15 protein-coding genes are annotated in these 21,279 nt (G+C 68.5%); 5 read left to right on the top strand and 10 right to left on the bottom strand.

The window, feature by feature from the left end:
- Nucleotides 1-141 precede the first annotated feature (141 nt).
- The gene (locus tag C8J24_RS12135; RefSeq protein ID WP_244180654.1) at nt 142-588 is read left to right on the top strand and encodes a ferritin-like domain-containing protein; all 447 of its coding nucleotides are present in this window, start codon (nt 142-144) and stop codon (nt 586-588) included.
- 47 nt (nt 589-635) lie between these two features.
- On the opposite strand, the gene C8J24_RS12130 is transcribed toward C8J24_RS12135, so the two are convergent.
- Together C8J24_RS12130 and C8J24_RS12125 are read right to left on the bottom strand one after the other, a co-directional pair.
- A complete protein-coding gene (locus C8J24_RS12130) occupies nt 636-3,224 on the bottom strand; it encodes a PAS domain-containing protein (RefSeq protein ID WP_244180652.1) in 2,589 nt (862 codons plus the stop codon).
- 141 nt (nt 3,225-3,365) lie between these two features.
- On the bottom strand, nt 3,366-3,635 hold the full coding sequence (locus C8J24_RS12125) for a GlsB/YeaQ/YmgE family stress response membrane protein (RefSeq protein ID WP_031393553.1): 270 nt from the start codon (nt 3,633-3,635) through the stop codon (nt 3,366-3,368).
- A 170-nt stretch (nt 3,636-3,805) separates the two neighbouring features.
- Between C8J24_RS12125 and C8J24_RS12120 the strand changes: the two genes are divergently transcribed.
- A complete protein-coding gene (locus tag C8J24_RS12120; protein WP_056680612.1) occupies nt 3,806-5,281 on the top strand; it encodes a helix-turn-helix transcriptional regulator in 1,476 nt (491 codons plus the stop codon).
- Nucleotides 5,282-5,320: 39 nt separating this feature from the next.
- Here the strand turns inward: C8J24_RS12120 and C8J24_RS12115 are convergent, their stop codons facing one another.
- Nucleotides 5,321-6,439 (bottom strand): Gfo/Idh/MocA family protein, encoded by a 1,119-nt coding sequence (locus C8J24_RS12115; RefSeq protein ID WP_107932557.1) that lies wholly within the window; start codon nt 6,437-6,439, stop codon nt 5,321-5,323.
- 196 nt (nt 6,440-6,635) lie between these two features.
- Here C8J24_RS12115 and C8J24_RS12110 point away from each other — a divergent pair, with 196 nt between their 5' ends.
- Both C8J24_RS12110 and C8J24_RS12105 read left to right on the top strand, forming a co-directional pair.
- Nucleotides 6,636-7,478 (top strand): type 1 glutamine amidotransferase, encoded by an 843-nt coding sequence (locus C8J24_RS12110; RefSeq protein WP_107932555.1) that lies wholly within the window; start codon nt 6,636-6,638, stop codon nt 7,476-7,478.
- A gap of 96 nt (nt 7,479-7,574) precedes the next feature.
- Complete coding sequence (locus C8J24_RS12105; protein ID WP_107045184.1) at nt 7,575-8,051, top strand: GAF domain-containing protein; 477 nt, start codon at nt 7,575-7,577, stop codon at nt 8,049-8,051.
- 10 nt (nt 8,052-8,061) lie between these two features.
- On the opposite strand, the gene C8J24_RS12100 is transcribed toward C8J24_RS12105, so the two are convergent.
- The 5 genes from C8J24_RS12100 to C8J24_RS12080 form a co-directional block, all read right to left on the bottom strand.
- Nucleotides 8,062-9,465 (bottom strand): PepSY-associated TM helix domain-containing protein, encoded by a 1,404-nt coding sequence (locus tag C8J24_RS12100; RefSeq protein WP_107932553.1) that lies wholly within the window; start codon nt 9,463-9,465, stop codon nt 8,062-8,064.
- A complete protein-coding gene (locus C8J24_RS12095; RefSeq protein WP_107932551.1) occupies nt 9,465-11,846 on the bottom strand; it encodes a TonB-dependent receptor family protein in 2,382 nt (793 codons plus the stop codon). Before C8J24_RS12095 ends, C8J24_RS12100 begins: the two co-directional genes overlap by 1 nt.
- A 151-nt stretch (nt 11,847-11,997) precedes the next feature.
- Nucleotides 11,998-12,423 carry a DUF2946 family protein gene (locus C8J24_RS12090; RefSeq protein ID WP_244180650.1) on the bottom strand — a complete coding sequence of 142 codons (426 nt, stop codon included), beginning with the start codon at nt 12,421-12,423 and terminating at the stop codon, nt 11,998-12,000.
- 9 nt (nt 12,424-12,432) lie between these two features.
- Nucleotides 12,433-13,605, bottom strand: a complete 1,173-nt coding sequence (locus tag C8J24_RS12085; RefSeq protein ID WP_107932549.1) for an endonuclease/exonuclease/phosphatase family protein — start codon at nt 13,603-13,605, stop codon at nt 12,433-12,435.
- The gene (locus tag C8J24_RS12080; RefSeq protein ID WP_107932547.1) at nt 13,606-16,053 is read right to left on the bottom strand and encodes a TonB-dependent receptor plug domain-containing protein; all 2,448 of its coding nucleotides are present in this window, start codon (nt 16,051-16,053) and stop codon (nt 13,606-13,608) included.
- Nucleotides 16,054-16,303: 250 nt separating this feature from the next.
- Between C8J24_RS12080 and C8J24_RS12075 the strand changes: the two genes are divergently transcribed.
- Nucleotides 16,304-18,670, top strand: coding sequence for a TonB-dependent receptor (locus tag C8J24_RS12075; protein ID WP_208620950.1), 2,367 nt, complete (start codon nt 16,304-16,306; stop codon nt 18,668-18,670).
- 49 nt (nt 18,671-18,719) lie between these two features.
- On the opposite strand, the gene C8J24_RS12070 is transcribed toward C8J24_RS12075, so the two are convergent.
- Both C8J24_RS12070 and C8J24_RS12065 read right to left on the bottom strand, forming a co-directional pair.
- Nucleotides 18,720-20,513 carry an autotransporter domain-containing protein gene (locus tag C8J24_RS12070; protein WP_107932544.1) on the bottom strand — a complete coding sequence of 598 codons (1,794 nt, stop codon included), beginning with the start codon at nt 20,511-20,513 and terminating at the stop codon, nt 18,720-18,722.
- Between the two features lie 95 nt (nt 20,514-20,608).
- A complete protein-coding gene (locus C8J24_RS12065; RefSeq protein ID WP_107932542.1) occupies nt 20,609-21,091 on the bottom strand; it encodes a hypothetical protein in 483 nt (160 codons plus the stop codon).
- Between the last annotated feature and the right edge of the window lie 188 nt (nt 21,092-21,279).

The following is a 21,279-nucleotide window of genomic DNA, read 5'->3' as shown; positions in this document are numbered from 1 at the left end:
ATCAAGCCGTACAGGCGCAAAAGCCGTTTCACCGCCGAATTCGGCCGCAATGCTCGATACTTGTCTGTGCGGAGGGCGAAATCCGGGTGCGACTTAATCGCGTGACGATCGTTGAGCCGCCATTCCCAAAGGAGACGAATGATGAGCAACGACACCGACGTGTCCGTCCTGAACGGCCTGATCAAGACGACCCTCGACAGCATGAAGGGCTATGAGGACGCGGCCAAGGACGCCGAGAGCACGCAGTATGCGACGATGTTCGCCGACTTCGCACGCGATCGCGCCCAGGTCGCGACGAACCTGCAGGCGCAGGTCCGCGCGCTCGGCAGCGAGCCCGAGATGGATTCGAGCATGCTCGCCGCAGCGCATCGCACCTTCATGGACCTGAAGCAGGCGCTGACAGGCAAGGACGACAAGGCGATCATCCTTGAGGTCGAGCGTGGCGAGGACCACATCAAGGCCAAGTATGAGGACGCGATGAAGAACGGCCAGCTGTCGCCCGCATCGCTCGACGCGGTCACCAAGGGCTATGCCTCGGTCCGCGAAGGCCATGACAAGATGAGCGCGCTCAAGCACAGCCTCACCTGATCCAAAAGGGGCGACCGGTTTCGGCCGGTCGCCCCTTTTCCTGCGCGCTATCCTGCCGCCTTGCGCAGGATGCGCGACAGGTCCTCGACCGAATAGGGCTTGTGCAGCAGCTCGAACCCGTCGGTACCATCCTGCGCCAGCACGTTGCTGTAGCCCGACGTCAGCACCACCGGCAGTCCGGGATGCGACGCACGGATCGCCTTGGCCAGATCGATGCCGTTCATCCCCGGCATCACGACATCCGAAAACACGATGTCGAAGCGGGCCGCGTCCTCGCCCAGCACCGCCAGCGCCTCCTGCGCATCCGCCGCCCAGACCGTCACATAACCGAGCTCGGCAAGCGACTGGGTGGTGAACGTGCCGACGTCCTTGTTGTCCTCGACCACCAGCACGCAGGTGCCATGGCCGTCCGCCAGCCCCTCCGGGACCGCCCCCGGCAGGTTCGCGGTGCGCTCCTCCGCGCGCGGCAGATAGAGCGTGAACACCGTGCCGCAGCCGACTTCGCTCTCGACGATGATGTCGCCATCGGACTGTTTGGCAAAGCCGAACACCTGGCTGAGCCCGAGGCCGGTGCCCTGCCCGACCCCCTTGGTGGTGAAGAACGGCTCGAAGATCCGCTCGAGCTTTTCGGGCGGGATGCCCGACCCGGTGTCGCGCATCGAGATCGCGACGAACTGCCCCTCGACCGCCGGGTGCGAGCGCACCGCCGGGATCATCGTGGCGGTCCGCAGCGCGATGTCGATCCGCCCGGCGCCGTCCATCGCGTCGCGCGCATTGACCGCCATGTTGACCAGGGCGGTGTCGAGCTGGCTCGGGTCGACATTGGTGAAGCAGGGCGTGTCGGGCACGTCGATCGCGATTGTGATCCGCGATCCGGTCAGCGTGCCGAGCATGTCGGCGATGCTGCCGAGACTCTGGCCGACATCGATCACCTCGGGCTGGAGCGCCTGCCGCCGCGCGAAGGCGAGCAACTGCCCGGTCAGCTTGGCGGCGCGATCGGCGGTGTCCGAGATCGCGTCGATGTAACGCTCTCGCCGTTCGGGCGGGAGGTCGGGGCGCTTGAGCAGGTCGGTCGCCGACCGGATCACGGTGAGCAGGTTGTTGAAGTCGTGCGCGACACCACCGGTCAGCTGGCCCACCGCCTCCATCTTCTGCGACTGGCGCAGCGCATCCTCGGCGGTCTGCAACTCGCTCGTCCGCGCGATGACCTGCTGTTCGAGCGACGCCGCGAGCGCGGCGAGCGCCTGTTCGGTACGACGGCGTTCGGTGGCGATGCGGGTCCGATCCGCGACCTCGCGCGCGAACGCGACCTCGTCCGCGCGCCAGTGCCGCGCCCAGCCGCTGGCGAGATACAGCATCGCCACGATCCGGCCGTTTTCGGTGATCGGCATGTTGATGATCGCACGGGCCTGCACCGCTTCGAGCGCGGCGCTGGTCGCGTAGGTCCGCGGGTCGGCACGCGCATCGGTCACGCAGACCTCCTCGCCGCGCTTGAGGTCGTCGATATAGGTGCCGAAGTCGCGCAGCCTGAACGTGCCCGAAAGCTGGTCGACCCCTGGCGCGGTCCAGTCGCTGTGCACCGTCACGGTCTCGGCGTCCGGATCGATCTCGCCATAGCCGGTCCGGCTGAGGTCGATCGTCCGGCCGATGATCTGGACGGCCTGGTAGGAGATGTCGTCAGGGCAGTCGGTGTCGCGGAACATGTCGCCGAGCTCGACCAGCGCCGCGCGCATCATCTCGCCGCGGCGCTGGTCGGTGATGTCGGTCGACACGCCGGCGATGCGCAGCGCCTCGCCCGTGGCGGAATAGAAGGGCTGTCCGCGCGATCCGATCCACCGCAGTTCGCCGTCCTGGCGGTAGATGCGGTAGACGACCTCGTAATCGGTCCCCTCCTCGACGCAGCGCCGGACCTCGGCGACGCTCAGCGCGCGATCGTCGGGATGGATCGCAGCCAGCCGGTCGTCATAGGAAAACGGCGCGTCCGTAGGCCGGCCGAAAATCTCCTTGCAGGTATCCGATGCGGTCAGCCGCTTCGTCGCGATCTCGAGGCTCCAGGTCCCGAACCGCGCCGCCTTGAGCGTGAAGGCGAGCTCGCGCTCATGCTCCTGCTGCTGTCGCAACCGGTCGGTCAGTTCCGCCATCAGCGAGGCGTTGCTGCTCTCGAGTCCCTTCAGCCGCTCACGCTCGAGCGTCACGTCGACCTGGCTGGCGAAGAAATAGGCGAGCACGCCGTGCGTGTCGAAGACCGGCGCCATCAGCAGCCGGTTCCAGAACGTCTCGCCGTCCTTGCGGTGGTTCTGGATCTCGATCTCGATCGATTCGACCCGGCGGACCGCGTCGCGGATCCGGTCGATCGTCGCGGGATCGGTTTCCGGCCCCTGGAGGAACCGGCAGTTGCGCCCGAGGATGTCCTCGCGCGGATAGCCGGTGAGCCGGCAGAACGCGTCGTTGGTGAACACGATCGGATTGTCGGGCAGGCGCGGATCGGTGATGATCATCGGCATCCGCGTCGCCCGCACCGCGGCGACGAACGGGTCGGTGCCGAGGTCCTGCCCGATCAGCTCGGCGGCGATTCGCTCGGCGTCGGCCGTCAACGGACGAGCGCCGGGGTCGGCGCGGTCGGGTGTATCGTTCAAGACCGTCTACTCGCCCTTTGCACTAAGTCGCTGATATCTAGGCTACGCGCAAAGACACCGCAACGCCGGGCTGGCGTGACGAATAATCGAGATCAATATGCGACGAAGGGCGGCCGCGTGATGCGGCCGCCCCTCCCCTCATCAGCGCACCGAACCGCGGCGCACCATGTTGACGATCGCGAGCAGGATCACCGCACCGACCAGCGAGATCAGGATCGACTGGATGTTGAGCGCGCCGTCCATGATCGAGGCGCCACCAATGAGCGGCGTGATCAGGAAGCCTGCGAGCAACGCGCCGACAATGCCGACGACGATGTTGAGGAAAACGCCCTGCTGTGCGTCGGTCCGCATGATCATGCTGGCGACCCAGCCGATGAGTCCGCCGACGACGAGAAGGATGATGAGGTTCATGATGAGGCTCCTGTTGATACTGGTACAGGCTGCTCAACGGACCGGGTGCTGCTAACGTTCAGTTCGGCCGCGCATAGTGCTTTGTGACATTGGTATAGGGGCACTAGTCCGGTTGGTAGGTCGGGGTTGGCCGTGACGGAACCGGTCGTGCGCTCCAGCGCTGAGGAGGCATGACCAGTACCCCCGGCAAGCCGCTGCATGCGCCCACCCTGCATCATCTCGAACAGCTCATGGCCGGATTGCTCGAAGGGGTGATCCTGATCGACCCGACCGGCGTGATCCTGAGCGCCAACCCCGCCGCGCTCAAGATGCACGGCGTCCGCGGCGTCGGCGAGCTGGGTGCGACGGCGGACGATTATGCCGCGCGGTTCGCCCTGCGCTACCGCGACGGGCGCAAGGTGCCGCGGCGCGAATATCCGCTGCTCCGGCTGCTCGCGGGCGAGAGCTTCCCCGACCTGATCGTCGAAGTCACGCCGCGCGATGCGGACGAACCATGCTGGGTCCATCAGGTCCGTGACATCGTCATGGACGAGGATGGCGGCGAGCCCGACTGCCTCGCGCTGGTGATCAGCGACGTGTCCGAGCGGTTCGACGCGGAGGACCGGTTCGAGGCGATGTTCCATGCCAACCCCGCCCCCGCGCTGATCATCCGCATCGCCGACCAGCGTTTCGTCCTGGTCAATCAGGGGTTTCTCGACCTGTCGGGCTATGACCGCGACGCGATCATCGGCAAGACGCTGTTCGATTTCGACTTTCTCGCCGATGTCGAGCGCAAGGCGTTCGTCAAGGCGTGCGTCGCGCGCGGCGAGGTCGTGCCACAGCTCGAGGCCGAGCTGCCGCTCGCCGGCGGCGACACGACGCTGGTCATCCTGGCGGGGCAGCCGATCGAGGTCGGCAACCGCGACTGCCTGTTGTTCACCTTCGCCGACCTCGAACCGCGTCGGCGCGCGGAGCATGCGCTGAAGGCGAGCGAGCGGCATTTCGCCGCGGTGTTCGAGATGGCGCCGGTGGCGATGGTCGTGACCCAGACCGACGACAATCGCATTCTGCAGGTGAACGCGGCGTTCAAGACGCTGACCGGCTATGACGATCGCGCGGTGATCGGTCGGGTCGCCGACGACCTGCAATTGTGGAATGATGCGGGCCAGCGCGAACAGCTGGAAACCGAGATCCGCGCGCAGGGCGGGTTCCGCGGACAGGACGTCCGCCTGCTCCACAAGAATGGCGAGGCGCTCGACTGTCTCGCCTCCGCCGAAAACATGCGGATCGACGGCGATGCCTGCGTGCTCTGGCTCTATCAGGATATTACCGCGCGGCGGCGCGGCGAGCTCGAGCTGGTCGAGGCGATCGAGGCGGTGATGAAGGACGCCAACTGGCTCGGCCGGTCGATCATGGACAAGCTGGCGACGCTGCGGAACCCGCGCCCCGGCGCCGCCTCGGACGCGCCGCTGCTCGATCTCAGCAAGCGCGAGCGCGAGGTGCTCGAGCTGATCTGCCAGGATCTCGACGATGCCGCGATCGCCGAGCGGCTCGAACTGTCACGCAACACCGTGCGCAACCATGTCGCGCGGCTCTATGCCAAGATCGGCGTCAACCGGCGCAGCGCCGCAGTGGTCTGGGCGCATGAACGCGGGGTCGGCGCCTGAGAAAGCGCGCGCCGCCCCGAGGGGCGGCGCGGCCGGTGGTCAGGCGGACTGCGGGATGATGCTGATCATCGCGTCTTCGCTCGGCTCCTTGGCGGGCTTGAGCTTGAGCGCCTGATCCGCGGTCACGTGCCGCGTGCGTGTCGCGGGCTCGAGCGTCACGGTCTCGCCCGTCTCGAGCGAACGCTCGACCGCTGCCAGCACGCGCATGTCGAACAGGCCCTCCTGCCCGTCGGCTTCGGGATGACGGTCGTTGAGGATGCAGTCAGAGAAATACTGCGTCTCGTTGCCGAACTGCTCGACCGGATCGAAGGCGTGCGTCTTCTCCTTGCCGTCCGCGGTGCGCTCGACATAGGTGATGCTCGTCGTCGGGCCGAACATGAAGGCGGGCGCGGCGTGGATGCTCGCCTTGGTGCCGACCAGCTCGAACCCCTCGGACGAGGCGGTCGCATAGCTGACGGTGAACTGTGCGATGCGGTCGTCGGCGAATTTCAGCGTCACCGCGACGGTGTCGTGGAAGTTGAAGCGGCGACCCGGCGTCTTCGTCCCGACCGCATGGACCGCGATCGGCTCCTGCCCGAACAGGTTGCGCACTGCGTTCAGCGGATAGGTGCCCATGTCGGGGACGGGCCCGCCCCAATAGCCGTTATGCCCGCGCGAATTCTCCTCGCGGACATTCTGCATGAAGGTCGACGAGAAGGCGCGCAGGTCGCCGAACTCGCCCGCCCGCGCGCGCGTGATCATCTCGACCGTGCCGGGTTCGTGATGCAGCCGGTAGGCGATCATCAGCTTGGCGCCGCCCTTCTTCTCGGCGGCGATGATCTGCTCGGCCTCCGCGACGCTCGACGCCATCGGCTTTTCGAGCAGCACATGGATGCCCGCCTCGAGCGCGGGGACGGCATATTGCATGTGCAGGAAATTGGGCGTCGCGATATAGACCGCATCGATCTCGCCCGAGGCTAGCAGCTCGCCATATTGCGCGTAGGAATAGGCCTTGAGCTTGTAGAGCTTGGCCAGCTTGTCCGCCTTGACCGGGTCGCCGGTGACCAGTGCGGTCATTTCCGAATTATTGGTCCGCGCGATCCCCGGCATGAACGCCTGCTGCGAAATCTGCCCGCCGCCGACGACGGCGTAGCGCACCTTCTTGGTAAGTCCGAACATGACAGTCTCCGTGGTTCAGGAAGGATGGAATGAGGCTGGCAACTCCGCGCGACGCGGTTTTGTTGCACTGCACCCTGCGCGACGGAGCCGGCGGGGAAGGTCGTTACGGACGCGCGCGGATTATCTGCCTGCGGTCTTGGGCGAACCGCCAGCGCGCGCGTTATCCTGTCGGCCATTTGCGGTCAGAGGACTGATAGTGCTGAAGTTTCTAGTGGCCGAAAGCGAAACACCCGAACAGCGCGACGCCCGCCGCGAGCATGCGGGAAAGAGCTCGGGCGAGACCTATGCGGCGACGCTCGAACAGCTCAGGCCCGATGCGCAGATCACGATCGTCGCACCCGCCGACGACGACGCGCGCGTGCTTACGACAGGCGAGATCGGCGATTTCGACGCGGTGTTCGTCACCGGCTCGCCGCTCCACGTCTATGACGACTCGCCCGAGGTGCAGCGCCAGCTCGCCTTCATGCGTGCGGTGTTCGCATCGGGGACACCGTCGTTCGGCTCGTGCGCGGGACTGCAGCTCGCGGTTGCCGCAGCGGGGGGTACCGTCCGCAAGATGCCACGGACGATGGAGGCCGGGATCGCGCGCCGGATCACGCGGACGCAGGCGGGGCGCGATCACCCGCTGCTCGCCGGCCGCACCGACAGCTGGGATGCGCCCGCGATCCACGGCGACGAGGTCGAGCGACTGCCCGACGATGCGACATTGCTCGCGAGCAACGCGGTCACCGCGATCCAGGCGGCCGAGATCCGGCATGACGGCGGGATTTTCTGGGGCGTGCAATATCACCCCGAACTGGCCCCGCGCGAAATCGCGATCGCGCTCCGCCGCCAGGCGGGCAGCCTGATTGAGGCGGGGCTCGCCGAGCGCGAGGCCGATGTCGAACAGCGCGCGGCGCAGCTCGACGCGCTGCACGACGATCCCGACCGCCGGTCGCTGCTCTGGCTGCTCGGCGTCGGCGAGGATTTCGCGCAGGAGGCGGGTCGGCGGCTCGAACTCACCAATTTCCTGACGCATCTGGTCGAGCGGGGCGACTGACCCCTGCCCTTGCATTCTCACGCTGCGCCCACATCTGCCGTAGCGTAAGCAGCGCGATCTCCGGGGGGATCGTGTGCCGAACGGGGAATGGGGCGGATGTACGATCAACTGGCCGAGAGCGTCATGCTCGAGAGCGACAATGGCGACGTGCGGGCGATCCTCGAAAAGGTCGCGGCGCTGACCGGCATGGGGTTCGTCGCGGTCGCGCGAGTCACCGACACGCGCTGGATCGCCTGCCAGGTCCTCGACCAGATCGATTTCGGCATGTCGCCCGGCGACGAGCTGCGGATCTCGACGACAATCTGCGACGACATCCGCCAGTCGGGCAAGGCCGTCGTCATCGACGACGTGTCGACGAACGACCGCTGGCTGACGCACCCCGCGCCGTCGCTCTATGGCTTCAAGAGCTATGTCTCCTTCCCGATCACGCTTGCCGACGGATCGTTCTACGGCACGCTGTGCGCGATCGATCCGCGCCCGCGCCAGCTGAGCGGGCGCGAGACCGCCGCGGCGCTGGCGGGGTTCGCGGCGGAAGTCGGCGCGGTGCTGTCGCGGAACGTGCCCGCGGGCTGAGCGGGCCGGATCACCGCAGACCGAGCCAGCGTCGCGCCGCCGTCCAGTCGCGCAGGACCAGCCGCTCGACGACCAGCACCAGCAGCATCGACACGCCGAACAGCGGCAGCGCGAGCCCTAGAACGATCAGCAGCGCCACGAACCCCGCCGCGACGCGCGGTCGCGGCCGCGCGGGCGGTGCACCGAGCGTGTCGGCGGGCCGACGCCGCCACCACAGCACGACGCTGCTGACCGACACCAGCACCAGCCCGATCGCGGTCAGCAGCCCGAGCAGCTGGTTCGCCCAGCCGAACAGCTGCCCCTCATGCGCGGCGACGCCGTAACCGACGATCCGGTCGATCAGCCGGCGCTGCGCGAAATCCTTGCGCGTCAGGATCGCGCCCGTAGCGCCGTCGAGCGTCAGGTCGGTGCGCAGCGGCCGGTTCGCGGCATCGGACTTGGCGGTCCAGGGCTGGCCTGCGCCCGCCGGCGGCGCGATCAGGACCGGCGGCGCGAGCGCAAGCGGGCGCAGCGTCGCGATCAGCCGGTCGAGCGGCACGTCCGAAACCGCGGGATGCGCCATCGTCATCCCGCCATGTTCGGCATGCGCGCCCACCATCGCGCGGGTGCCAGCATCGGCGGCACCGCGCGCGCGAAGCTCCGCGGCCTGCCCTGCGGACCAGTCCTGCCTGACCACCCGCCCTTCGGTGACCGTCCGGATCGCCTTCAGGTAACTCCCCCAGCTCGCGGCCCAGGGCAGCCCCGATATGAGCAATGCGAGCGCGAAGACCGATACCCAGAGCCCGGTGACGCCGTGCAGGTCGCGCCAGAACCGCCGCCCGCCGGCGCGCAGCCGCGGATAGACCACCCCGGCCAGCCCGCTGCCGCGCGGCCACCACAGGACCAGCCCCGACAGGATCATGACGATCGCCCAGGAGGCGGCGAGCTCGACCAGATAGGATCCGGGCGTGCCGATCAGCAATTCGCCGTGAAGGCGGAAGATGATCCGCATCAGCCGGCTGTCCTCGTCGACGCTGTGGAGGATCGCGAGCGTGTTCGGATGGACATAGACGCGCGTCTCGGTGGTGCCGGCGCCGACGATCACCTGCACCGCCTCGTCGGGCCGCTCGGGCAACTGATAGCGGTGGAGCACCGATCCGGGCACCGTGCGCACCGCCGCGTCGGCCTGTCGCGCCGCTGAGGCGCGCGCGCCGTCCAGCTGGAGATGCGTATAGGGCCGATCGATCAGCGCCTCGATCTGCGGGCGGAACAGGTAGATCGAGCCGGTGACCGACAGCCACAGCACGAACGGAAGGCAGAACAGCCCGGCATAGAAATGCCAGCGCCAGATCGTCGGATAGCCCGGCCAGCCACGGCCGGGGCCGGGTCCGCCCGAACGTGCGGAAGCGGCGGAATGTGGAGTAATCGCACGCATCAGAACCGCGCCTTCACGCCGGCATAGACGGTGCGCGGGACACCGGCATAGATCGACCCGGTTGCGGTGCTGAGCACGGCCGCCGGATTCTGCTGCCCGGTCGCCGCGTTCAGACTGTTCGCGATCACCGAGGCCGACCCGACATAGGTCGTGTCGAACAGGTTCTGCACCCACGCGAACAGCCGCAGCCGCGACCACACCCCCTCCCCCCTTGGTGGATCATAATGGAGGTTGAGATTGGCGAGCGTATAGCCCGGCACGCTCAGCAAATTGCCATTGTCGATCGCATAGCGATCGCGGTGGGTCAGCTCGACGAACCCGCCCAGCCCCGCCACCGCGCCGCCCGGCTGGTCATAGCCGAACCGGACGTTGACGAAGGTCGGGATGACCCCGGGGATGCGGTTACCCGCGCGGTCGAACGTCGCCGACGCCGCGCCCGACGTCAACCGCTCGACGAATTCGGTATAATGGTGGTCGTTATAGCTGTAGCTCGCATCGATCCGCGCGCCCGGCAGGACGGCGGGCAGCGGCGTCCAGCTGAGCCCGAGCTCGACGCCGCGGTGGACCGAGCGTGGCGCGTTGGTGGTATAGGCGAGCAGGTTGACGCCCGCCGACTGGCTGACCTGTTCGTTGCGGAACCATTCGTAATAGCCCGTCACCTCCGCCTTCAGATTGGTCCCGAGCGCGACTTCGGCGCCGAGGTCGATCCCGGTGTTGCGCTGGGTCTTCAGCGTCACGTTATTGCCCGGCACCCCCGCCGCGGTCACGAACAGCGCGCCGGCCTGCGGGATGCCATAGCCGGTGCCGACGCGCGCATGCAGGCGGACCGCGTCGATCGCCTGCCAGACGAGCGAGGCCTCGGGCGCGACGTTCCAGAAATGGCGCTCGGCGGGGATCACGCTCAGCACCGGGTTCGCGCCGAGCGGATAGGCATAGCCGGTCTGCGTCACGCCGATGATCGATCGCTCCGCGCCGATGCCGGCGATGAACTGGAGCCGCGACGTCAGGCTCAGCTCCTCGCGCGCGCGGGCGCCCAGATTGCGGACGTCGCCGAACACCGTCTGGGTCGGCGCGCCGATGCCATCGCGGCCCGCGGGCGTCTTGTTGAAGCTGTAGCTCTGGTTATCGAGGTAATTGTAGAACACGCCGAAAAAGCTCGTTGCCGCCATCCCCAACAGCGTGCCGCGATGCGTGACGTCGCTGGTGATGTTGTAGCTGTCGAGCGTCCCCTTGAACGGCGTCGCGCTGGTCGGCTGGTTGACGACGCGGCTGTCGAACGTCGCCTGCGTCCGCCACGTCGCGGTCGTGCTCAGGTCATGCTCGTAGCGGGTGCCGACGATCGTCCGGCGATCGTTGCGCGCGAGGTCGGCCTCGGCCGCGGTCTGCGCGATCCGCGCGCCGTTGACGCCGTTGGCGAGCACCGAGATCGTGCCGCAACCCGCCGCCGCGCCGACCCGCGTCGCGCAGCCGCGCTGATAGGGATTGGCGCGATACTGGTCGAGCGAGAGCCGCGTCGAGAGCGCGAATTCGCCCTCATTGTAGATGACCTTCGCGGTCAGCCGGTCGCGGTCCGAAATGGCATAGGTCGCCAGCGCGTTGATCGTGCCGGTCTCATACCCCGTATGCCCGGTCGACCCGTTCGCGCGGACGAAGCTGCCGAACAGCGCATAATCGAAATCCGCGCCGGCATCGCCGATCGTCGCATAGACATTGGCATAGCCGTCGCTGCCCGTGTCGATGCCGATCTCCGCCCCGTCGATGTCGCGGCCGCGTCGGGTGCGGAAATTGACCGCGCCGCCGATCGCGTAATTGCCATAGCGTGCGGAGGACGGCCCGCGGACCACGTCGACCGCGCCGTAAGCATGCGGATCGGTCAGGTCGAACCGCGCCAACCCGTCGGGCTGGGTAACCGGGAAGTCATCCTCGAACACCTGGATGTTGCGCGCGCCGAAGCTGTTGCGCGCATTCGAGCCGCGGATCGACACGCCGACGTCGCGCGGGCCGTTGCCCTGGATGACGACGACGCCGGGCGACAGCTTGACGATGTCGGCGATCGTCGTCGCGGGGGTGTTGCGGAACGCGGCGTCGTCGATCGTCGTGACGGTCTGCCCGGTCACGCGCGTCGTCAGCGACAATGCGTTTCCGGTGACGATGATATCGTCGCCGTCGATCGCCACGGCGGCGGTACGCCGCGGCGCCTCCGCCGGGCCCGTCGGCTCGTCGAGGCGGCGCAGTTCGGCGTCGATCGCGGCACGATCGCGCAGCAGCGCCGCGCGCCGGGCTGCGATATCGGCATCCTGGGTGGAAGGTAGAGGCGCAGCCGCGATCGGCGCGGCACAGGCGATCGCGGAGATCGCCGCCATGAGATGGCATCGGGACATGGGAATTCCTGGTCGGACGCGGCCGGGTCCCGTCGGGACCGGGTCATGTAAGGGTCGCGGGCAGCCGCCACCGGCCCGCGCTTTGGCGGACAGGGTCGGCATCGCATCGGGTCACTGCGCGGCCCGTTCGGGACATCGCGCCGGCAACCGCTCACCTGCGGACCGGGGGACCTCGCAAGGGGGGACGCAGAAACTCGGGGACGCGGGCGACGACGGGGGGCGCGACGCGGAAGGCGGTGGCGATGACGAACGCGATCGCCAGCGCGAGCAGCACCGGATCGGCCGCGGCCAGCCCCGCCGTCGTCAGGCCGGAAAAGGCGCAGGGCATCTCGCGGCCCGCATGCTGCGTCTTGTCGGGATCATGCGTCATCCCCGGCATCGCCGCGTGCGTCGTCTGCGACGTCGCCGTCGCGAGGGTGGAAGGCCCCGCCCCGGCACATAACTGGATCGTGAGCACGCCGTTCGCCACGACCGGCATGAACCCGCCCGGCACGAGGATCTTCATCGCCAGCGCGACCACGACCAGCCATGCGGCGAGCGCAGGATGATCGCGGAGCAGGCGGCGAAGCGGTGTCACGCGCCCGTCCTAGCGGGTCGGCGCGGATCTGTCGCCGGTCGTCGCGCGGGTCGGGCCATCCGCCTGTCCCGCCGCTGGACGCCCCGCTCCGCGCAGCTCGGCGATCCGCGGGCAGCCGCCGCCGGGCGGCGCATCGCCGGTCCAGCTGAGCCGGTAGCGGACGAGCAGCCCGTCATGATCGGACAGCTTCGGGCTGCCCGGCGCGCCGTCGAACATCGCGCGGACCGCGACCGGCACGATGCGGATGCGCGTACCCTGCGCAAAGAACTGGAGATCCTGCGTGTCGAGCCACGGCGCGTCGCCGTCCCAGGACAGCGACACCGAGCACGCCGCGCGCGCCTGGCAATATTCGTGCACCAGCCCGAACGGGTGATGCAGCCGGAAATCGTCGAACCGGGCGGGCGAGCGGCGCATGTTGAAATCGCCGCCCAGGATCATCGGCCGCGACGGCGTGCGGCGCGCGGCGAGAAACGCCTCGAGCTCGCGGGTCTGCGCACGGTGCGCGGCACGGTGCCGCGCGGGGGCGACCCTCGACGCCTTGCGCGCATTCATGTGCGTGTTGGCGATGTCTATTCCTTCGGGAACGCCGGGCACCGCGAGCGTCGCCAGCACCACGCCCTTGTTCGACAGACAGTCGAACCCCGCACAGGCCCGCCGCGAATAGGGATCGCGCGCGACGCCGGTGATCGCGAAGCGGCTGGCGATGACCAGTCCTGAGCTCATCAGCCGCACGCCGAGCTCGCCCTTCGCCAGCTTGGCCCGCCCGGGCAGCCGGTCGTCCTGCGAATAGACGCTGCGCCGGGTCCGCGACGGTCCGCTCGCGAGCGACGGATAGCCCGTGGCGACCACCCCGCGCACCGCCGCGCGCGAGAAGACCTCCTGGAACAGCACCACGTCGGGGGCGGTCCCGGCCGCGCGCAGATCGCGCAGGGTCCGCCCGATCGCCGCGAGATCGCGCCCGCGCCCCGACCGCGCGGGCCATTGCAGCCCCTCAATATTATAGGTCAGCACGTCGATCGTGGTGCTGCGTTCGCCCGACGCCGAGACCTGGGTCGCAGGCGGCCCGTCGCCATCTCCGGCGTCGACGCCGCCACAGGGCAGCGTCCGGAACCGCGGCAATGTAGCGCATCCTGCGAAGCCGAGCGTGAGCGCGACCCCCAGCAGGATGCGGCCTGGAATCACCTACCAGCTCAGCCCGGCGCGGGCGTAGAGATAGCGGCCGTTGAAGCCGAACGGCGAGTAATAGGGGAAGCCGATCACGCCGGTCGAGTTGTTCTGCGTGATGGTCGCATCGGGATAGACGTCGAACAGGTTGCTGACGCCCAGTCCGAGCTGCGCCCCCTTGGTCGCCTGATAGCGCAGTTCGACATCGGTGATGACGTGCTTGCCGCTGTGCACGTCCGCGGCAGGCGTCGTCCCCGGCTGGTTGACGTCACCATAATAGGTGACGCGGGCAAGCGCGCCGAGCTGATCGAGCGACCAGTCGATCGAGCCGGTGACCTTCTCGCCCGGCGTGCCGTCCTCCAGCGTCAGGATCCGGCTGCGCGCGAACAGCGTCGGCGCGGGGTCGAGCGTCGAGGTCGAGGTCGGGACGCGGGTCACCTTTCCGTCGTTGATGTTGCCCGCCACCGTCAGGTCGAAATTGCCCGCCGCCACGGTCCGCACGCGGTAATGCGCGACCGCGTCGATGCCCTTGGTGGTCGAGGCGAGCCCGTTGATGAAGAACCGCGCCGCGGTCGCGCCCGATCCGGCGAGCAGCGTGGCGATCTGCGCATTGACCTCGGGGGACTGGCTCGCCGCGGTGGTGATGTTCTCCGACAGCCCGATCTGGTTGCGGATATGGATGCGATAGGCGTCGACGGTCAGGTCGAACCCGCCGAACCGCAGCACCGTGCCGAGCGACAGGTTGGTCGATTTCTCGGGCTCGAGCGGCAGCCCGCCGAGCCGCGCCGCGACCGGGCTGACCGAGGGGAAGGTGCCCGTCTGGATCGGCGCACCATTCTGGATCACGGTCGAGATCGACGTGAAATATTGCTGCTGCAACGCCGGCGCGCGGAAGCCGGTCGAGGCCGTTCCGCGCACCGCGATCCACGGCGCGATGTCATAGCGTGCGGAGATCTTGCCGGTCCCGGTCGAGCCGAAATCGGAATAATCCTCGCCGCGCCCCGCCAAACCGATCAGCAGCGCGTCGGTCACCTGCGCCTCAAGATCGAGATAGGCGCTGAAGTTGCGGCGATTGCGGTCGACGACATTGTCGGGCGAGAAGCCGCCAAACCCCTGCGCCCCCACCGCCGCGCCCGCGACGGCGCCCGTCACGGGCGTGGTGTAGGAGGCGCGTTCGCCCGCCTGGATCTCGAAGCTCTCGCGCCGCGCCTCGAGCCCGAAGGCGACGTTGAGGCCCTGCAGCACGTCGAGCTTGCGGCTGACGTCGAGCCCGGCGACCAGCTGGCCATAGATCAGCGCGCCGTCGGAAAAGTCCTGCGGCGTCGCGGCGCCATAGGCATAGTTGGCGGAGTTGAGCGTGCGGAAGCCGATCTTGTTGCGGCCATAGCTGACGTTCAGGTCGACGCTCCAGGCCGCGACCTCGCCCTTGATCCCGACCGCCGAATTGATGTCGCGCGACTTGGTATTGATCAGCGGCAGGAAGCCATCGGGATAGCCCGCTAGCGCGGTCGTCGCGCTCGCCAGCCGCGGGAAGGCCGCGCTGCGCGTGTCGCGGTCCTGATAGCCGAACCAGCCATAGAGGCCCCAGCTGCCCGTCAGCGTCGTGCCGGCATTGGCGAAGACGCTATATTGCTCGACCTGCGGATCGCCGAAGCGTCCGGTGACGCGGGTCGGAGTGACGCGCGGATCGAAATCGGCGCGGTTGGTCGCCTGGCGGTTCAGATATTCGCCCGACAGCGTCAGGAACCCGTCCTCGCCAAAGCCCAGCCCCTGCCAGCCCGAGACGGTCACGGCATGCTCGCCGGTCGTGCTGCGGCTGCCGCGCGCGGTGTCGATGTCGGTGTTGTAGAAGCCGTAATTGACCGTCGCGCCGCCGCCCGAACGGGCTTCGCGCAGCCGCAGGTTGACGACGCCCGCGATCGCATCGGAGCCATATTGCGCGGATGCACCGTCGCGCAGCACCTCGATCCGGTCGAGCGCGACGGTCGGGATGGTGTTCAGATCGACCGCCGCCGAGCCACGGCCGACCGAACCGCCGATGTTGAGCAGCGCCGCGGTATGGCCGCGCACGCCGTTGATGAGCACCAGCGTCTGGTCGGGCGACAGGCCACGCAGCGTCGCCGGGCGGATCGCATCGGTGCCGTCGACCGCGGACGCCCGCGGGAAGTCGATCGACGGGGCGATCGCCGACAGCGCGGCGCCGAGCTCGGTCGTGCCCTGGCGCTGGAGCGACGCGCCGCTCAGCACGTCGACCGGCGACACGCTGTCGAGCCGCGACCGGCCGACCGCGCGCGTCCCCGTGACGATGATCTCGTCCTGCGCAACCGGCGTTGCGCCGTCAGCGCCGGCGGCGGCGGGCGCGGCCTCGGCCGGCGCGGGCGCGGGCGCGACCTGCGCGTCGGCCTGCGCGGCCACGAAGGCGAGGGTCGAGGCGGCCAGCGCCAGCGCGGTACGATAGGCAGTCATGTCGAAGTCCCTGTTGGCGATCGTTCTGTGACGATCTTTCGCGTGCACGAAGATGCACAACGCATTCACCCGGCCCGATAGGTCCCAAGCGACTGTGCGATAAGTGAAAAGAATGCGCGACTGGATGCGCGGGCTGCAACGGCGCATCGCGGCGGCGACATCGAACCGTCACCGTAACGACGCGCCCACGTCACGGATCTGGTTAATGGATCCCCCCGAGGCTGCGCGGTCGCGGCCAAGGGGACGCTTCATGACCTATCTCTCCACCTTGCTCACGGGCGTCGCCACGGTCGCGATCGCGGTCACGGCGCCCGCCGCCGCGCAGACCGCGGGCGACCCGGCGACGCTGCCGGTCGCGCCGCCCGCCGCCGACGCGCCGCCGGGTGACGAGATCGTCGTGCTCGGCTTTGGCAAGAGCCGCCAGGTGCAGAGCGTGACCGCCGCCGATCTCTCGCGGCTGACGCCGGGGTCGAGCCCGTTAAAGGCGATCGAGAAGCTGCCGGGCGTCAATTTCCAGGCGGCCGATCCGTTCGGCGCCTATGAATGGGCGGTCCGGATCTCGCTGCGCGGGTTCAACCAGAACCAGCTCGGCTTCACGCTCGACGGCGTGCCGCTCGGCGACATGAGCTATGGCAACGTCAACGGCCTGCACATCAGCCGCGCGATCATTTCGGAAAACGTCGCGCGGACCGACGTAGCGCAGGGCGCAGGCGCGCTCGGCACCGCCTCGACCAGCAATCTGGGCGGTACGATCGAATTCTTCAGCGACAAACCGCGCGACACGCTGAACGTCACCGGCGGCGGCACCTATGGCTCGAACGACACCTATCGCGGCTTCGCGCGGATCGACAGCGGCGATCTCGGCGGCGGGCTGAAGGGCTATCTGAGCTACGGCTTTCTCACCACCGACAAGTGGAAGGGCGCGGGCGTCCAGCGCCAGCACCAGGCGAACGGCAAGATCGTCAAGGATCTTGGCAGCCTCGGCAGCCTGTCGGCGTTCCTCAACTTCTCCGACCGGCGCGAGCAGGATTACCAGGATCTGAGCTACGACATCATCCGCCGCCGGGGGCTCGGCAACGACAACATCGCCGACAATTATCCGCTCGCGCTGCAGATCGCGAAGGTCGCGCAGAACCAGGCGGCAGCAGCGGCCGGCGCGGCGCAGCCCTGGGCGGGCGTCGGCACCGCGTTTCCGGCCGGGATCGGCACCGTCGACGACGTCTATTTCGACGCCGCGGGCGTCCGTCGCGATTATCTGGGCGGGGTCACGTTCGACGCCAACCTCACCCCCGGGCTGACGCTCAGGACCACCGGCTATTATCACGACAACAAGGGCCAGGGATCGTGGATCACGCCCTATTCGCCGACCCCGGCCGGCGCCGCCAATGCCGATGGCACGCCGATCGCCGCCGCCAGCCCGCTCGGCTTCCGCACCACCGAATATGCGATCAAGCGTGGCGGCGCGCTCAGCAACCTCGCCTATGAAACGGGCGCGAACACGCTCGAACTCGGCGGCTGGTATGAAAGCAACAGCTTCACCCAGGCGCGCCGCTTCTACAGCATGACCGATACCGCGACGCCGAACCGCGACGTGCTGAAGTTCCAGGACAATCCCTATGCGACGCAATGGGACGGCAAATACACCACCGACACGATCCAGTATCATGTTGGCGACACGCTCCGCCTCGCCGACGACCGGCTGACGCTCAATGCCGGGTGGAAGGGCTTCACCGTCACCAACCGTGCGATCATGCTGCCCGCGACGACCTCGCCGCTCGCGGTCGGGCGGATCTCCGCCAAGGACTGGTTCCAGCCCCAGGCCGGGCTGCTGTTCAAGCTTGCGCCCGGAACCGAGCTGTTCGCGGACTATAAGGAAAACGTCCGCGCCTATGTCTCGTCGGCGACGACCGGGCCGTTCTCGACCACACAGGCCGGGTTCAACGCGATCCGCGACCGGCTGAAGCCCGAACGGTCGAAGACCGCGGAAGGCGGGCTGCGCTTCCGCCAGGGCCCGGTCCAGGCCTCGGCGGTCGGCTATTATATCGACTTCTCGAACCGGCTGCTCGGCTTTGCCAATGGCGCAGGGATCATCGGCAACCCGGCAACGCTCAACAATGTCGGCAGCGTCCGGACCTATGGCGCGGAGGTCGCGCTGACCTACCGCGTGTTCACGCCGCTGTCGCTGTTCGCGAGCTATTCGTACAACAACTCGCAATATGCCGACGACGTGCTCGACGCGCGCGGTGCCGTGCTGGTCGCGACCGACGGCAAGACCGCGGTCGACAGCCCCGAGCACATGGTCAAGGGCGAGATGGTGTTCGAACAGTCGGGCGTCACCGCACGCGTCGGCGCGGACTATATGAGCAAGCGCTACTTCACCTATCTGAACGACCAGTCGGTGCCGGGCCGCGTGCTCGTCGATGCCAGCATCGGCTACCGCTTCGAGGGGGACGGTCCGCTTCACGGCGTGTCGATCGAGGGCAGCGTCACCAACCTGACCGACAAGGGCTATATCTCGACGATCGGCTCGAACGGCTTCACCGCCAGCGGCGACAACCAGACGCTGCTGGCCGGTGCACCGCGCCAGGTGTTCGTGTCGCTGAAGAAGGGGTTCTGACGCACGGGCCGGATCGGGACGCTGACGCCCCGGTCCGGCACGCCCGCGTTCAGAACGCCGCAGACAGCCCGGCGAAGGCGGTCACGCTGTCGCGGTCGTCGCGCAGCGCATAGCCCGCGACGCCCGCGCGCAGCGACAATGCGCCGGCGACCTGTCCGTCGACCCCCATTGCATAGCTCATGTAATTGCGATCGGCGCGTTCGACGCTGCTGGTGAAGCGGATCGGCGCGCCGGTCGGGGTCATCGTCAGCGTGCGGGCATCGTCGTCGAACTCGCGCTCATAGCCCGCCCGCACGAACACGCGGACCGGCTCGCCCGGCAGCGACCGCACGACCGCGCCGAACCGACCGGTCAGGCTCTCGATCTGCTGGCGACCGAACGCCGCCGCGGTCGACAGCCCGCCCGCCTCGGCATAGCCCGCCAGCCGGACGCGGTCATATTGCACCGCCAGATCGGGCCCGAAGGCGAGACCGCCGGTGCGGACCAGGTCGAGCGCGCCCGTGATCCGGCCCGCGACGTAATTGCCGTCGGTCTCGCCGTCATGCGTGCGGATCGTCGGCCCGAGCTGCACGCTGCGCTGGATCTGGCGATAGTCGATCTCGCCATAGCTGCCGTCCGCCAGCAGCCGGACCGGCCCCAGCTCGCCGCGCGCATAGCCGCTCGCGGACCAGGCGCGCGGCTTGTAGCGTCCCGCGCCGTTCTGGAAATCGCCCGTCCCGTCCGAATAGGCGCCGGCGATCCCGACGCCCGAGGCCGCGCCGATCGCGAGGTCCGCACCCAGCGTCCCGCTGAAGCCCCGCTCGGTGATGCCGACGCGCTGCGCCGAATTGCCACTCGCGTAATAATGATAGGCCGCACCGCCAAACACCGACAGCGCACGACCGTCACGCTGCGACCCGCCGCGTTCGGGGCCTTCGAGCAGGTCGCGTTGCGCGCGGAACATCGCCTGCGCGGCATAGCCGAGCCCGGCGATCTGCTCGGGCGCCTGGACGAGGCTGGCGATCGCCTGCCCCTGGATCCGCTGCGTGATGCCCGCGGGGTGAACGCTGTCGGCGAGGATATAGGTCTCGTTCGCATTAGGCGTGACCAGGGTTGCGCGGGTACAGGCGAGCGACGAGGGCACGGTGCAGGCGACCCCGGTGATGTTGGTGTAGCCATAGGTCGCCGGGCTCGTCACGAGTTCGTTGAACAACCGGTCGGTATCGAAATACAGCGCGTTGACGTTCGCCGCCGCGAGCGCCGCGGCATAGGTCCGGTTGAACAAGGCGAGCCCCGCCGCACCGCCGGTCTGCACCGCGAGCGTCACGATCCGCTGCGCACCTGCGCCCTGCAGCCGGCTGACCTGCGTGGCGAGCTGCGTCGCGGCGGTGGTCAGGATCTCCGGGTTCGCGCCGCCCCCGGCCAGGAACGCGAAATAGTCGTTGCCGCCGCCCTGCACATAGACGAGGTCGCGCGGCCCGAACGTGCCGCCCGCGCCGAGGAAGTTGGTGATCTGAGTCGTGATCGGGATCGACAGCGCGTTCGCCGCGGTCACGCGGGCGCCGCCGACCGCATAGTTGGTCCCGCCCTGGCCATAGACCGGGGTCAGCGGCAGCCCGAGCCGCGCCGCGACCACTTCGGGGGCGACCGGATCGGGGTTGGTCGTGAAGCTGCCCGCGTCGCGCGGCAGCCGCGGGTCGAGCGTCAGATAATAGCCCCCGTCGGCGAGGCTGTCGCCGAACACGACCATGCGGTTGACCGGTGCGGCGGCGGCGGTCGCACCGCTCGCGGTCTGGGCCTGCGCGGGGGATGCGATCGCCAGGGTCGTGCCCAGCAGCGCCGCGACGGCGGACGTCGTTTTCATAGATCCTCTCCTGTGCGGCAAGGGGTCGTTGCCCCCTGCTCTGGCACCGTCGTGGATCTGTCACATTGCGACGTCAAGCCGTGTTGCGCGGGGCCTCAGCCGGCGAGCTGCGCGCGGGTCGTCGCACCGACGCGCATCCCGGTGACGCTGACGACCAGCGTCTCGATCTGCGCCTCGACGAACCCCGCGGCGAGGAAGGCGCGGATCTCGGTCATCGGCAGCGCGAAGCCGCGCCGCCACGCATAGACCGCCATCCGCCGCAACGCCTCGAGCCGCGGATCGGCGAGCTGCGACCGGCTGCCCAGCCCGAACAGTCCGCCCATCGCGCGCGACACCGCGCCGGGGCTGGCAAGACTGCGCAGCGTGTCGCGCCTGGCGAGCGCGATGACGCTCCATTCGAGCGCGGAAAACCCCGCCGTCTCGTCGGCGGCGTCACCTGCGAGATCGACCACCAGATCGGCGGCCAGATCCGCGGCGAGGTTCGCGGCCGGATTTACTGGCGCGGCGGCTGCAGCCCGCGCGGCTTTGCGCGTGCCACAGGGTGCGGCGAAATGCGTGTCGAGGTCGAGATAGGCCATGAATATCCCCTTTCGGATCGGGCAGCACCGGATCTGCGTCGATGGAGGGTCCATCGGCACGGCATGGGGCAGCGCGGGTGCGGTCGTGGTGACAGTGTCGTTCCGACGTCGGAGCAACCTTCGATACCGAGCGGTATACAAACCGATCGACCCGAACGTCAACAGCCTTCTGTACCGGTCGGTAGTTT

It is taken from the genome of Sphingomonas aerolata (genome assembly GCF_003046295.1).
Lineage (GTDB): Bacteria > Pseudomonadota > Alphaproteobacteria > Sphingomonadales > Sphingomonadaceae > Sphingomonas > Sphingomonas aerolata.
This window is presented reverse-complemented; position numbering and strand designations above follow the sequence as displayed.

Excerpts from the sequence above, each read along its gene's own strand:
- C8J24_RS12070 (WP_107932544.1), bottom strand. The coding sequence starts at position 20,513 with ATGAAAACGACGTCCGCCGTCGCGGCGCTGCTGGGCACGACCCTGGCG.
- C8J24_RS12065 (WP_107932542.1), bottom strand. The coding sequence starts at position 21,091 with ATGGCCTATCTCGACCTCGACACGCATTTCGCCGCACCCTGTGGCACG.
- C8J24_RS12120 (WP_056680612.1), top strand. The coding sequence starts at position 3,806 with ATGACCAGTACCCCCGGCAAGCCGCTGCATGCGCCCACCCTGCATCAT.
- C8J24_RS12125 (WP_031393553.1), bottom strand. The coding sequence starts at position 3,635 with ATGAACCTCATCATCCTTCTCGTCGTCGGCGGACTCATCGGCTGGGTC.
- C8J24_RS12080 (WP_107932547.1), bottom strand. The coding sequence starts at position 16,053 with ATGACTGCCTATCGTACCGCGCTGGCGCTGGCCGCCTCGACCCTCGCC.
- C8J24_RS12075 (WP_208620950.1), top strand. The coding sequence starts at position 16,304 with ATGACCTATCTCTCCACCTTGCTCACGGGCGTCGCCACGGTCGCGATC.
- C8J24_RS12115 (WP_107932557.1), bottom strand. The coding sequence starts at position 6,439 with ATGTTCGGACTTACCAAGAAGGTGCGCTACGCCGTCGTCGGCGGCGGG.
- C8J24_RS12095 (WP_107932551.1), bottom strand. The coding sequence starts at position 11,846 with ATGTCCCGATGCCATCTCATGGCGGCGATCTCCGCGATCGCCTGTGCC.
- C8J24_RS12100 (WP_107932553.1), bottom strand. The coding sequence starts at position 9,465 with ATGCGTGCGATTACTCCACATTCCGCCGCTTCCGCACGTTCGGGCGGA.
- C8J24_RS12105 (WP_107045184.1), top strand. The coding sequence starts at position 7,575 with ATGTACGATCAACTGGCCGAGAGCGTCATGCTCGAGAGCGACAATGGC.
- C8J24_RS12135 (WP_244180654.1), top strand. The coding sequence starts at position 142 with ATGAGCAACGACACCGACGTGTCCGTCCTGAACGGCCTGATCAAGACG.